Source organism: Polynucleobacter sp. AP-Latsch-80-C2, assembly GCF_018882185.1.
In the GTDB taxonomy this organism is placed as follows: Bacteria; Pseudomonadota; Gammaproteobacteria; order Burkholderiales; family Burkholderiaceae; genus Polynucleobacter.
Genome location: NZ_JACVOY010000010.1, coordinates 20,985 through 34,518 on the forward strand (window position 1 = coordinate 20,985; position 13,534 = coordinate 34,518).

Below are 13,534 nucleotides of genomic sequence, written 5' to 3' on the forward strand. Positions count from 1 at the left end.
TTTTAAGCGCTGAGGCGCTCTTTAGGAAAGCGTAAGGTGAATATGCTTCCCTTACCCGGTGTGCTTTCAATTAAAAGCTGGGCTTGATGTCGGCTGGCAATATGCTTAACAATAGCCAAGCCAAGTCCCGTACCTCCGGTATCACGTGACCTACTACGATCCACCCGATAAAAACGCTCAGTAAGCCTCGTTAAATGCTCTGAAGCAATCCCGGGGCCGGTGTCTGATACCGAGAACTCGCCCTGACCTTCATTATTAACGCTCCAGAGAACATTAATAGCGCCTATATCAGGGGTATAACGAATTGCATTAGAAACCAAGTTACTAAATGCAGATAATATTTCACGCTCATCCCCTAAAAGGTTTGCATTCGACTCGACGTCGAAGCTAAAAGCATGCCTTCCCTGCGAAAGTGCTTCTGCATCATTTTTCAGCAAGGCCATTAAAGTTTTTATTTTCACCTCATTACTTCCCGCAGGAAGCGCATTTGATTCCAGATTCGCCAAGGTAAGCAAGTCTTCCACTAGGCTTTTCATTCTCTGAGCCTGAGACATCATCATCTCAAAATATTGATCCTGTTGTGCCTTTTCGAGATTTAAGGTTTGCACTGTCTCCAGGAAACCCATTAAAACCGTAATCGGGGTACGCATTTCATGGGAGACATTGGCAACGAAGTCACGACGCATGGCATCTGCTTTTTGCAAATCGGTTACATTTTGTATTAATAATAAGTGGCGCTTTTGACCAAACGGAAAGGCCTGAAGCATTAAGCTAAGGCTAGCACTCGGGCCCATGCGCTCGAGCAATAGTGGCTCCTCAAAATTTCTCTTAATAAGGTATTGAACAAATTCAGGGCGCCTTATGAGAAAGTTGATTCTTTGCAACGCATCACGTTTGAAATTAAGCCCAAAAAAACGTTCGGCAATACTATTGCACCACTCAATATGATCGCCATCATCCAGCATAACAATGCCGTTAGGTGAGGCTTGAAATGCTTCTATAAAGTGATCATGCTGCTCTTGAATATTGCGCATTCTTTGCTTCAGCTCTTTGATCAGACGCTTAAGACCAAAGTACACCTCCTCCCAATAACCACTGGGTAGCGGAATATTCTCAACTGAATCAGATTGAATATATGCTTTTAGGCGCGCCAGATTAATGTAGGAATAGATTAAGGGCGTTAATAAGACTGCAATGGCGGTGAAGATAGCCCAATCAGAACCAAAGAAATGTAGACTGATGTAGGCAACTAAAGTAGCCAGACATGTTATGAAAAAAAGTCGAGATAAAGCGGCGATCATGGGTGCAATCTTAGACTAACTTTGGAAAACACCGAAAATTCTTGGTGAAACGCTATTAATGAAGGGCTATGTCTGTGTTGGGGTTTTAGTGATTCTGTATCCACTACCCCTTACTGTTTCTATGTATCGGTCACAATCAACAGAGACCAATGCTGCACGCAAACGCTTGATATGAACATCTACAGTGCGCTCTTCAATATAGACCTCATTACCCCATACGTTATCAAGTAAATTGGCGCGTGAATGCACTCTCTCAGGGTTGGCCATAAAGAACTGAAGGATTCTGTATTCAGTTGGACCAAGGGAAATAGGCTGAGGTTCAAGATTTGGACATATGGCAAAAACTCGGTGAGAACTGGGATCTAACTTTAGCGGCCCTACGGTAAGGGGTCCAGTATCTTCAATCGGAGTCTGTCTGCGTAATAATGCTTTGACTCTTGCAACCAGTTCCTTTGGAGAAAAAGGTTTAGTAACGTAATCGTCTGCTCCAGCATCAAGCCCCGAAACCTTGTCTCCCTCTTCGCTCTTAGCGGTTAGCATGAGGATTGGAAGACCTCTGGTTCTCTCTTTAGCACGTAGCTCTTTTGCAAATTGGACGCCAGATTTTCCGGGCAACATCCAGTCTAAAATCAATAAGCTTGGTAAGCGCTCCTTCATTAAAGAAGCAGCAACCTCAGTTTGCATAGCCTTTTCAACTTCATAACCTGCATGAGTTAAGTTCACTGAAATTAACTCAGCAATGGATGGCTCATCTTCAACAACTAGTATGCGGTGAGTCATTTTGAGTATTAGATTTTAATTAAGGTTTATTGGCTTCGCGGACTAAGTCTTCGTGGGGGATATGACGCACATCCGAACCTTTAGCAATGTAAATTACAAACTCAGCAATGTTTTTTGCATGGTCACCAATGCGCTCAATTGCTTTAGCAATGGTTAGCATATCGAGTCCAGTACTGATCATGTGCGGATCCTCGGACATATAAGTCATGAGCTTCCTTACAAACCCCCTGAATTCCTCGTCGATTTGACGATCCTCTTCAACAACTTCAGCAGCGGCAATAGTATCAAGTCTGGCAAATGCGTCTAGGCTGCGACGGAGTAAAGTAATGGCCATCTGACCAGACAAGCGAATTTCAGCAACATTGATGTTGTAGGTTTCACCGGATTCAATTAATCGCTTTGTTCTCTTGGCAACCCGCTCTGCCTCATCACCCGCACGCTCTAGATTAGTAATCGCTTTTGATACTGCCATCACTAAACGTAAATCGCGTGCTGTTGGCTGGCGTCTCGCAATAAGTTCAGTACAGGCTAAATCAATTTGTATTTCAAGATCATTAACTAATTTCTCATTCTCAATCACAATATTGCAAGTATCAACATCCATTTGGGTAAATGCACGCATTGCGGTTGAAATCTGTGACTCAACTAAGCCACCCATTTCTAGCAATCGACTTGAGAGTGAATTTAAATCAGCATCAAATTGTGATGAAAGGTGTTTATCTGGCATTTAATGTCTCCAATTAACCGAAGCGGCCGGTAATGTAGTCTTCTGTTTCTTTACGCTTAGGCTTGATAAATATCTCATCGGTTTTACCAAACTCAATCAAACTTCCAAGATACATATAAGCAGTGTAATCGGATACTCGTGCCGCCTGTTGCATATTATGGGTAACAATTGCAATGGTGTACTCGTGCTTAAGCTCATTAATGAGCTCTTCAATCTTTCCTGTAGAAATGGGATCTAAGGCGGATGTAGGTTCATCTAGCAAAATCACGGATGGCTTTACTGCAACCCCGCGAGCAATACAAAGACGTTGCTGCTGACCACCAGAAAGCGATAATCCGCTTTGGTTAAGCTTGTCTTTAGCCTCATTCCACAAGGCTGCCTTGTTCAAGGCCCATTCAACACGCTCATCCATTTCTGAACGTGAAAGTTTTTCATACAAGCGAACACCAAAAGCAATGTTTTCATAAATAGACATTGGGAATGGGGTTGGTTTCTGGAAAACCATACCAATGCGTGAGCGCAGTAAGTTTAAATCCTGGCCGGGCTCAAGAATATTCTGCCCGTAAAAATTGATCTCACCCTCGGCGCGTTGACCAGGATAGAGGTCATACATGCGATTTAGTGTGCGCAATAACGTCGACTTACCGCAACCTGAGGGTCCAATAAAAGCCGTTACCTTACCTTGCTCAATATCAAGGTTGATACCTTTTAAGCCTTGAAATGAACCATAATAGAAGTTTAAGTTTCTAACTTCAAGCGCATTCGTAACTGCTTTCTGAGACTCATTGTTTGCTATTTCCACTCTACCCCCTTGACTATCAATCTTATTTAAGTCAAACATTGTTTTCATATTGCTCATCATCCTTGGACTTTCTCACGGAAAACTACTCGCGCCAAAATATTTAGCCCAAGTACTGCAAATGTAATTAATAACGATCCACCCCAAGCTAAACTTACCCAATTGTCGTAGGGACTCATTGCGAATTGGAAAATAACCACTGGTAGGTTAGCCATGGGTTTATTCATATCCGTAGAAAAGAACTGATTACTTAATGCAGTAAAAAGCAAAGGTGCTGTTTCGCCACTGACTCGAGCTAAGGCCAGGAGAACACCGGTCATGATTCCGCTTTGTGCGGCTCGCAAGGTGACCATAAAGGCAACTTTCCATCTCGGAGTTCCCAATGCATATGCTGCCTCCCTTAGGCTGCCTGGTACTAAACGCAACATATTTTCAGTTGTACGTACTACAACAGGTATTGCAATTAAAGCTAATGCGACTGTTCCAGCCCACCCAGAGAAGTGCTGAACCTTAGCAACATATAAGGCATATACAAACAAGCCGATAACGATTGAAGGGGCTGAAAGCATAATATCTGTAACAAAACGGGTTAATGATGCTACCTTGCTCCGGTCGCCGTACTCCGAAAGATAGAGGCCAGCTAATACTCCTACAGGGGTACTAATAAAGGTGCATGATCCGACCAATAAAAGACTTCCTACAATTGCATTAGCTAAGCCGCCACCCTCAGTTCCGGGAGCGGGAGTACTGGCAATAAACATATTTAAATTTATTGCAGAAAAACCTTTGATAAATAGGATGCTTAAAATCCAAATAAGGCTTGCCATTCCAATTGCCATGGCAATCATCGACATAGTTAGACCAATCTTATTTGCCCTTTTACGGCGCTCAAAGACAGACATGTCGAATTTATTGTTAGTACTCATCATTTAAGCCCTTGCTTTTTTTCCATACTAATCAACATCCACTTTGCGAAAGCAAGAACAACAAAGGTGATGAAGAATAAGGCAAGCCCCAATGCAAATAATGATGAATAGTGCAATCCAGCCTCCGCTTCACCAAATTGATTCGCTAGTGTCGAAGCAATTGAACTACCAGGAGCAAAAAGGGAGGCAGAGATACGTTGTGCATTTCCAATCACAAAAGTAACCGCCATTGTTTCTCCTAGGGCCCTTCCGAGGCCTAACATGACTCCTCCGATTACACCTGCCTTTGTGTATGGAAGGACAATATTTCTCACAACTTCCCAAGTAGTGCATCCTATTCCATAAGCTGACTCCTTAAGAACTGGTGGGACAATTTCAAAAACATCGCGCATGACAGAGGCAATAAATGGAAGAATCATTAAAGCAAGTATCAAGCCTGCACACAGCATACCAATACCATTGGGTGGGCCCGAAAATAGAATCCCAATCAGAGGAATTTGACCAAATGTAGCTTGAAGTGCAGGTTCAATATAGTCACCAAAGATTGGAGCAAAAATGAATAAACCAAACATGCCATAGATGATCGATGGCACTGCAGCTAATAACTCTACCGCAGTTCCAAGTGGACGTCTTAAGGATGGTGGGCAAATTTCAGTTAAGAAAAAAGCAATACCAAAGCTAAGTGGCACAGCAATTAATAGCGCAATAATCGATGAGACTAAGGTTCCATAGATGGCAATCAATCCACCAAATTCACCATTGACAATATCCCAGGTGGGAGTAATAAAAAAACCTGGTCCAAACTCTTTTAATGCAGGCCATGCATTAAAAAATAAAGAACCAATAATTCCTAGCAATGCAAACAGTACTGATAGAGAGAAAAATTGTGTTACGCGATGAAATAAAAAATCTTGAATGCGTTGCAGTCTCGCAATTCTTGCTGCCAGTAGCGTTGGTGCCCCTGCTGATTCCAAATTATTCATCATTAGACTTAAGCTAAAGTTAAAAAACGACCCTGGCATCCAGGGTCGTAAAGGTCATAATTACAAGGAATAATTACTTAGCGTCAACTTGTGACCAAACCTGTTTTCGAATGAACTCGACAGTTGCGTCAGGCATTGGAACGTAATCTAATTCTGAAGCAGCTTTTTTTCCATCTTTGAAAGAGTAATCAAAGAATTTCAATACTGCAGCTGCTTGGGATTTATTTTCTGGCTTTTTATAAAGCACTACAAAAGTAGCGCCCGTAATTGGCCAAGCTTTTGCCCCTGGAGCATACGTGATAAATGTATTCATACCAGGAAACTTAGACCAATCCGTACCTGCAGAAGCAGCAGCAAATGCCTCGGAAGTTGGAGAGACCATTGCACCATCAGCATTACGTACTTGCGTATAGCTCAGATTATTCTTTTTAGCATATGCATACTCTACATAGCCAATAGAGTTCTTAATACGAGCCACGTTAGCAGCAACACCTTCGTTACCTTTACCGCTAACTGTAGAGGCTGCAGGCCACTTTACTTGCGCACCAAAACCTACCGCATCTTTAAAGTTACTGCTAGCTTTAGATAGGAAGCTAGTGAAAATTGCAGTTGTTCCAGAGCCATCGGCACGGGTTACAACAGTAATTGGGCCAGAAGGAATCTTCATACCTGGGTTTAAGAGAGCGACTCGTTTATCGCTCCAATCTGTTACAACCCCCTGGAAAATATCCGAGAGCAAGTCGCCTGAAAGCTTGAGTTGATTTGGGCCAACACCCTCAATATTTACCACCACTACTACACCACCAATAATGGCAGGGAACTGAACCATGCCATGGCTTTGGAGGTCATCAAAAGCCAAAGGAGCATCAGTAGCACCAAAATCGACTGTTTTAGCTTTAATTTGCTTAATACCACCGCCTGAACCAATAGACTGGTAGTTAAGGCTGTCACCACTTTTAGCTTTATATGTCTCTGCCCATTTGCTAAGAACAGGATAAATAAAGGATGAGCCAGCGCCAGTCATCTCAACAGCATAAGCAGTCTGAGCCAATGAGATGGCACCAATAACTAATACCTTTTGCAAAATAGATTTCATGTAATTTGTCCTTAGATGGGAGCAACGCAACTTTGCGATACTAGGACGATACGGATTGACTATGACGCTTTTATGACAATCTAGTAATAATTAAAAAAGCCATTAAAAACAATGACTTAGATTTTGTCAGGAATGGTAAAGTGATACCCCAATCAGCAAGCTAGATTGCAGGAATCAGCTCAGCAATACTCTTTGCGGCTGACATTGCAATGTCAGCATTCTGCGTCTCTACCATTACCCGAACAAGGGGCTCGGTACCTGAAGCACGAATTAGCACCCTACCAATGCCCTTAAGATCACCTTCAACTATAGCTATTTGCTTTGCAAGGGCTTGATCTGATTTCCAGTCATAACCTGCTTTATATCTAATATTGAGAAGTACTTGTGGAAATATATTGACCCCTTCAAGGAGTTGACCAAGGCTTTTCTTGTTTTGGCTCATGGCTGCAAGCACCTGAAGTGCGGCAATCGTTCCATCACCCGTGGAGTGTTGATCCAGACATAGCAAATGGCCGGAGCCCTCTCCACCAATAATCCAACCCTTCTGTTTCAGAAGCTCTAGAACATACCTATCACCAACATTGGCACGTTCAAAACTAATGCCCAGAACTTGAATGGCATTCTCAATCGCTAGATTGGTCATCAAGGTACCAACCACACCTCCAAGCTTATGTCCGCGCTCTTCTCTATCCTTGGCCAAAACATAAAGTAATTCATCACCATTAAATAAGCGCCCTGAAGCGTCGACCATTTGCAGTCGATCTGCATCACCATCAAGTGCAATACCTAAATCAGCCTTGACTTCTTGAACTTTGGCAATTAAAGCACCCGGCGAAGTAGCTCCACAGCCTTCATTGATATTTCGACCATCTGGATTGACGCCTATTGAAATGACTTCTGCGCCCAACTCATGGAAAACATGCGGGGCAGTGTGATAGGCGGCGCCATTCGCGCAGTCAACCACTAACTTCAAACCTTTCAGATTGAGCTCCCCTGGAAAGGTAGATTTGCAGAATTCAATATAGCGCCCAGCTGCATCATCCAAGCGAAACGCTTTTCCAAGCTCCTTGGAATTAACACATCCCATCGGCTTTTCTAATTCAGCCTCAATAGCCAATTCGAATTCATCCGATAGCTTGTCGCCATTAGCGGAAAAGAATTTAATGCCGTTATCTTGAAAGGGATTATGTGATGCAGAAATGACGACACCTGCAGACAAACGCAAGGCCTTAGTTAAATACGCAACACCTGGCGTTGGCATCGGTCCACACAACATGACATCAACACCAGCAGCAGCAAACCCCGCTTCTAATGCCGCCTCCAATAAATATCCAGAGATTCGGGTGTCTTTTCCGATAAGCACTTTGCTGCGCTCACCAGGTTTAGCATCTTTCGTCAGCACTTTTCCGGCCGCATAACCAAGGCGAGTAATAAATTCAGGCACTATTGGAAATAGCCCTACCTCGCCGCGGATTCCATCAGTACCAAAGTATTGTTTTTTCATAAAAATCATTATAAAACTGAGGTCAGTTCAGATGGTTCATTAGGTATTAATGTGGCTATGGATCGCATCCCAGAGCTTTAAAGCATCGACCGTTTCCGGAACATCATGTACGCGTACGATCTTGGCTCCCCGATCCGCCGCCATGATGGCTGCTGCAATGCTGGAGGACACCCGCTCATTAGTCTCCTTGCCAGTGATCTTGCCAAGCATCGACTTTCTAGAAATTCCAGCCAAAACGGGTAAACCTAGACTTGTAAAGTCTTGAAAGTTTGCCAACAGGCTAATATTTTGTTCAAGATTTTTTCCAAAGCCAAATCCTGGGTCAATCGCAATCCGATTTTGATCAACCCCTTTTTGAATTAAAAGTTCGGAGCGCACTTTTAAAAATTGCAACACCTCAAAAATGACGTCCTGGTACTCGGGACTCAATTGCATAGTTTGAGGGTCGCGCTGCATATGCATCAACACGATGCCGCAATCAGCATTTTCTAATACTGCTTCTACTGCACCCGCTTGTCGAAGCGCCCAAATATCATTCACGCAATCCACGCCTGCAATTAAGGCCTGTCGCATTGTTTCGGCTTTATAGGTGTCAATTGATAGAGTTACGCCACAGTCTCTCAATGCTTCAATGACGGGAAGAACCCGATCTAACTCTTCTTGCAATGAAATAGGTTCTGCGCCGGGCCTGGTAGACTCTCCGCCAATATCAATGATGTCAACACCAGCGGAAATCATGAGCTCTGCTTGAGCTATAGCATCTTTAGGTGTTCTAAATTTTCCGCCATCAGAAAAGGAGTCAGGCGTTGCATTCAGAATACCCATCACCAGTGGTCTCTGACGTTTTGAAAAGTCAAAAAGAAAACGCCCGCAACGCCATGTTGCGGGCTGATTAAGTGTAGTCATCAATCGAGCAGCTGAATGATCGATTAAGCTGTAGCTGGAGCATTCCCAGCGGCTGGGCCTGTTGTACCAGCAGAATTACCGAAGGTCGTAGCTGGAGGTGGCTTAGGCGTTCTTGGAGGACGCCCTTCCATGATGTCAGTAATCTGCTCAGCATCAATAGTTTCCCATTCAAGCAATGCAGTAACCATAGCTTCTACCTTATCTCGATTTTGCTCAAGAATAGATTTTGCTAAAGCATATTGACTATCAATCAGCATGCGAATTTCAGCGTCTACTTTTTGTTGAGTTAATTCGGAAACAGTCTTGGTGCTATTGCGACCAAAGATACTTTCGGATTCAGTGTCAACATAGACCATCGTACCCAAGCTATCACTCATTCCGTAACGAGTTACCATGTCGCGAGCCATTTTCGTAGCGCGCTCAAAATCGTTTGATGCACCAGTACTCATAGAGTGCAAAAACACTTCTTCAGCAGCTCGCCCTCCAAACAGAATTGCCAACTCTTCTAGCATGCGATCTTTATATAAGTTCACACGATCAAACTCAGGTAGCTGCCATGTAACGCCAAGCGCCATGCCGCGCGGCATGATGGTGACTTTATGTACTGGGTCAGCCTTAGGTAGAACCTTGGCAACCACTGCATGGCCGGACTCGTGATATGCCGTATTGCGACGCTCTTCTTCGCGCATTACTGCAGATTTACGCTCTGGACCCATATAGATCTTGTCTTTAGCGTCTTCAAAATCCTTCATATCAACTGCGCGTTTATTGCGACGTGCGGCGAACAATGCAGACTCATTCACTAAGTTGGCTAGATCAGCACCAGAGAAGCCCGGTGTACCGCGTGCCAATACTGCAGCATTAACATCGGGATCAATGGGAACTTTACGCATGTGCACTTGCAAAATCTGTTCACGACCGCGAATATCAGGCAAGCCGACATGGACTTGACGATCAAAACGGCCAGGACGTAGTAATGCTTTATCCAATACATCAGAACGATTCGTGGCGGCCACAACAATGACGCCGCTATTGCTCTCAAAACCGTCCATCTCTACAAGCATTTGGTTCAGTGTTTGCTCACGCTCATCGTTGCCACCACCCATACCAGCACCACGATGGCGACCGACAGCATCAATCTCATCAATAAAAATGATGCAAGGAGAATTTTTCTTAGCGGTTTCGAACATGTCGCGTACGCGAGACGCTCCAACACCAACAAACATTTCTACAAAGTCAGAACCAGAAATGGAGAAGAAAGGAACTTTTGCCTCACCCGCAATAGCACGCGCCAAGAGGGTTTTACCAGTACCTGGAGGGCCAACTAACAAAACGCCATGAGGAATACGCCCGCCTAGCTTTTGAAATTTCTGTGGATCTTTTAAGAAGTCGACTAATTCAAATACCTCTTCTTTGGCTTCATCGCAACCCGCTACATCAGCAAAAGTAACCGTATTACTATTTTCATCAATCAAGCGCGCTTTAGATTTTCCAAAAGAAAATGCTCCGCCTTTACCGCCGCCTTGCATTTGGCGCATCATGAAAAACCAAAAACCAATAATGAGTAATGTAGGGCCAAGATAGTACAGGGCGGAAACCAACATGTTAGGCTCATCGTCAGCCTTGCCAGTTACTTGAACGCCATACTTCATCAAGTCCCCTACCATCCAGATATCGCCGGGAGAGATGATCGAGTATTTATTGCCGTCGGCAGGCGTTACTTGCAATGTTCTGCCCTGAACATCAACACGTTTTACTTTTCCAGCCTTGGCATCATCCATGAATTGGGAATACGTAACTTGGTTCTGGTCCTTAGGCTTATCAAACTGTTTAAAAACAGTAAAAAGCACTAAGCCCACAATGAGCCATACACCGATTTTTTGGAACATATTGCTGTTCAAAATGAGTCCTTTTCTGGATTAGCCCAGCAGTTAAAGCGGATTGCTACCTAAGTATTTGATTCTACTACCAGCCTTTTTCAAGAGCTAATGGCGTATTTATTTAATAAACCCTTGTATTTCGGGGGGTTATTGGGACTATTTTGGAGGTTTCAGGTTTCTGCCCAATAGGAAAATTTCTGAGGAACGGGCCCTAGATGCCTTTGGCTTCCTAGACGCTACTGTTTTAAAGACCTTTTTGAAGGATTCAACAATCTGACTATAGCCACTGCCGTTAAAGCATTTAATCAACAGAGCACCCTCTGGCTTGAGGTGGGCGGTAGCAAAATCTAAGGCAATCTCTGCCAAGAAAGCCATTCTGGCCGCATCGGCAACACCGACACCTGATAAATTGGGTGCCATATCCGATAAAACCAGATCCACTTTACCCTCTGCGTCTTTAGGTAGGAGCGCTTCCAGAGCAGCTAAGCCCTCATCCTCACGGAAATCGCCCTGAATAAAGCTGACATCAGCAATATCCTCCATAGGCAAAATATCAATCGCAATAATGATACCGTCTGGTTTACCGGACTCAATCTTGGGATTTCCCTTGCCGAGCTCGGTTAAGCGATTACGAACGTACTGAGACCAGCTGCCAGGAGCGCTTCCAAGGTCTACAACAGTCATACCTGCTTTAACGAGGTGATCTTGTTCGTCAATTTCGCTCAGCTTATAAACAGCTCGAGCACGATAGCCCTCTTTTTGAGCCATCTTCACATACGGATCTGTTAGATGATCCTGCAACCAACTTTTATTAAATTTATTCTTTGCCACAACTTACCCACTTTCGCCCTCTATTTTCCTTGTTTATGCGTTCCAAGGCAAAGGAATCAAGCTAAAACCATAGAAATAGTTCAAAACAGGCCTAATTTCTATAGTCAATGCTCTATCATCGAGCCCATGACTGCTCTTACTATTACCCCTATACAACGAAAATCACTCAAAGCCGACGCACATGACCTCAGTCCTGTTGTCATGATTGGCGGAGATGGACTCACACCTGCTGTAATTAAAGAGGCAAAACTGGCTATTAGCCACCATGGCCTGATTAAGATTCGTGTTTTTGGCGATGATCGCGAAGCACGCATTGCCATGTACGAAGAGCTCTGTGACAAGCTGGGGGCAGCGCCAGTTCAGCATATTGGGAAGTTGCTCGTACTTTGGAAGCCCAAGGATATTGTTGATGAGGCTTTTTCAAACCTAGGAAGATCTAGCAAACAAACGAAGAAGAGTTTGCAAGCTCCCCGCACTAAGAGACAGCCCAATCGCACCCAAACAAAAGCCGGAGTACGCACTAGCGACTCAGAGAGATCGGATCGTCGCTCTGCTGCAAATAAGTCTCCATTTGCAAGAGCTGCTGCAGTGAAGTCAGCCACCCCCAAAAAACGTGTTCTACGTGCCGACGCAGCTGAATCAAAAATTGGCTGGTCTTCTCCTGGTTATCGTAAAGCTTCAGCAGCTCCTGCGCCTATCAAAAAGCGCAAAGTACGAATGAGTAGTACCAAGAAGAAGTCACTGGGATCTTAAAGATTTTGAAAATAAAAAACGCCGCTAGACGGCGTTTTTTATTGATACAAGAAGTAACTACTGTATCTTGCTTGAACGCCAAACTAGAATCAGGCCTAGCAGGCTTTGAATCATAAAAACGCTACTTGAAGCGGCATGAAGACGAGAAAATAGCGCAGCGTTAGTAGATTCGCTCAGAGGTAGCCCTGCAAACAATGCTTGATCGCGCAAGCCATTCATCCATGGAATCAGAATAAATGCACCGGCAATGGCGCAAGCAAGCATTGCCAATAAAATCCATCGAATGATGCGGTAATGGTTGAATCCTTGACGAACAAAATAATTAGCCGAAACCATCAGCAATGCGCTTAAGAAAACGCTTAAATACGCTTCATATTTAAAAATAGATGCAGCAACAATTCCCGCTACTTGACGATCGCCCAAGCCTGAAAAAAGGGTTGGCACAACCATAAAGGCAATAGTAAAAAAGCTGCCAACCCAAAGCCCAGAAATTACATTAAATAATCGCTGGGTTTGAGATGTAGCCATTAGATATAGCGTACCGCCAAGATTTCAACTTCACGATTGCCGCCGGGCGCTTGAACAGCAACCACATCACCCTCTTCCTTGCTAATTAAAGCACGTGCAATTGGAGAGCTAATAGAGATTTTATTTACAGCAATATCTGCCTCGTCATCACCAACAATTTGATAAGTTAATTTGGAACCATCTTCAAGATCCTCTAAATCTACGGTGGCCCCAAATACCACTTTACCAGTGACATCCAAGCTTGCAGGATCAATCACCTGAGCAGCGGATAATTTACTTTCAAGCTCTTGGATACGGCCTTCAATAAAGCCCTGCTTTTCTTTTGCAGCATCGTACTCAGCATTTTCCGAAAGATCGCCTTGTGCGCGAGCTTCGGAAATCGCATTAATTACAGATGGACGCTCAATATGCTTGAGGCGATGCAACTCTTCCTTAAGAAGTTCTGCGCCACGTTTGGTAATCGGAATTGTGCTCATGCTGCCAACCTAACTTATATTCTTGCGCCTAATTGCGCCTATAA

14 protein-coding genes are annotated in these 13,534 nt (G+C 44.0%); 1 reads left to right on the forward strand and 13 read right to left on the reverse strand.

Features of this window, described 5'->3' with window-relative positions; translation table 11 throughout:
- Positions 1–2: 2 nt before the first annotated feature.
- From phoR to ICN47_RS10705, 11 genes are all read right to left on the reverse strand, one after another.
- On the reverse strand, positions 3–1,301 hold the full coding sequence (phoR, locus tag ICN47_RS10655; protein WP_216219917.1) for a phosphate regulon sensor histidine kinase PhoR: 1,299 nt from the start codon (positions 1,299–1,301) through the stop codon (positions 3–5).
- A 66-nt stretch (positions 1,302–1,367) separates the two neighbouring features.
- A complete protein-coding gene (gene phoB, locus ICN47_RS10660) occupies positions 1,368–2,081 on the reverse strand; it encodes a phosphate regulon transcriptional regulator PhoB (RefSeq protein ID WP_216219918.1) in 714 nt (237 codons plus the stop codon).
- A 19-nt stretch (positions 2,082–2,100) separates the two neighbouring features.
- Positions 2,101–2,808 carry a phosphate signaling complex protein PhoU gene (phoU, locus tag ICN47_RS10665; RefSeq protein ID WP_216219919.1) on the reverse strand — a complete coding sequence of 236 codons (708 nt, stop codon included), beginning with the start codon at positions 2,806–2,808 and terminating at the stop codon, positions 2,101–2,103.
- A 13-nt stretch (positions 2,809–2,821) separates the two neighbouring features.
- Positions 2,822–3,658 (reverse strand): phosphate ABC transporter ATP-binding protein PstB, encoded by an 837-nt coding sequence (gene pstB, locus ICN47_RS10670; protein WP_216862662.1) that lies wholly within the window; start codon positions 3,656–3,658, stop codon positions 2,822–2,824.
- An 8-nt stretch (positions 3,659–3,666) separates the two neighbouring features.
- Complete coding sequence (gene pstA / locus ICN47_RS10675) at positions 3,667–4,533, reverse strand: phosphate ABC transporter permease PstA (RefSeq protein WP_216219989.1); 867 nt, start codon at positions 4,531–4,533, stop codon at positions 3,667–3,669.
- A complete protein-coding gene (gene pstC, locus ICN47_RS10680) occupies positions 4,533–5,516 on the reverse strand; it encodes a phosphate ABC transporter permease subunit PstC (RefSeq protein ID WP_216219990.1) in 984 nt (327 codons plus the stop codon). The genes pstA and pstC overlap by 1 nt, the downstream gene beginning before the upstream one ends.
- Before the next feature lie 73 nt (positions 5,517–5,589).
- On the reverse strand, positions 5,590–6,612 hold the full coding sequence (gene pstS / locus ICN47_RS10685) for a phosphate ABC transporter substrate-binding protein PstS (RefSeq protein WP_216219920.1): 1,023 nt from the start codon (positions 6,610–6,612) through the stop codon (positions 5,590–5,592).
- Between the two features lie 160 nt (positions 6,613–6,772).
- The gene (gene glmM, locus ICN47_RS10690) at positions 6,773–8,116 is read right to left on the reverse strand and encodes a phosphoglucosamine mutase (protein ID WP_216219921.1); all 1,344 of its coding nucleotides are present in this window, start codon (positions 8,114–8,116) and stop codon (positions 6,773–6,775) included.
- Between the two features lie 39 nt (positions 8,117–8,155).
- Positions 8,156–9,022 carry a dihydropteroate synthase gene (folP, locus tag ICN47_RS10695; RefSeq protein WP_216219922.1) on the reverse strand — a complete coding sequence of 289 codons (867 nt, stop codon included), beginning with the start codon at positions 9,020–9,022 and terminating at the stop codon, positions 8,156–8,158.
- Between the two features lie 23 nt (positions 9,023–9,045).
- Positions 9,046–10,923, reverse strand: coding sequence for an ATP-dependent zinc metalloprotease FtsH (gene ftsH / locus ICN47_RS10700; protein ID WP_216219923.1), 1,878 nt, complete (start codon positions 10,921–10,923; stop codon positions 9,046–9,048).
- Between the two features lie 135 nt (positions 10,924–11,058).
- Positions 11,059–11,733, reverse strand: coding sequence for an RlmE family RNA methyltransferase (locus ICN47_RS10705; RefSeq protein WP_216219924.1), 675 nt, complete (start codon positions 11,731–11,733; stop codon positions 11,059–11,061).
- A gap of 126 nt (positions 11,734–11,859) precedes the next feature.
- Here ICN47_RS10705 and ICN47_RS10710 point away from each other — a divergent pair, with 126 nt between their 5' ends.
- Positions 11,860–12,486 carry a YhbY family RNA-binding protein gene (locus tag ICN47_RS10710; protein WP_216219925.1) on the forward strand — a complete coding sequence of 209 codons (627 nt, stop codon included), beginning with the start codon at positions 11,860–11,862 and terminating at the stop codon, positions 12,484–12,486.
- Positions 12,487–12,543: 57 nt separating this feature from the next.
- On the opposite strand, the gene ICN47_RS10715 is transcribed toward ICN47_RS10710, so the two are convergent.
- Entirely contained in the window at positions 12,544–13,014 is a 471-nt protein-coding gene (locus tag ICN47_RS10715; protein ID WP_216219926.1) for a DUF4149 domain-containing protein, read from the reverse strand.
- Positions 13,014–13,490: a transcription elongation factor GreA gene (greA, locus tag ICN47_RS10720; protein ID WP_216219927.1), complete on the reverse strand. Its 477-nt coding sequence runs from the start codon at positions 13,488–13,490 to the stop codon at positions 13,014–13,016. The genes ICN47_RS10715 and greA overlap by 1 nt, the downstream gene beginning before the upstream one ends.
- Positions 13,491–13,534 lie beyond the last annotated feature (44 nt).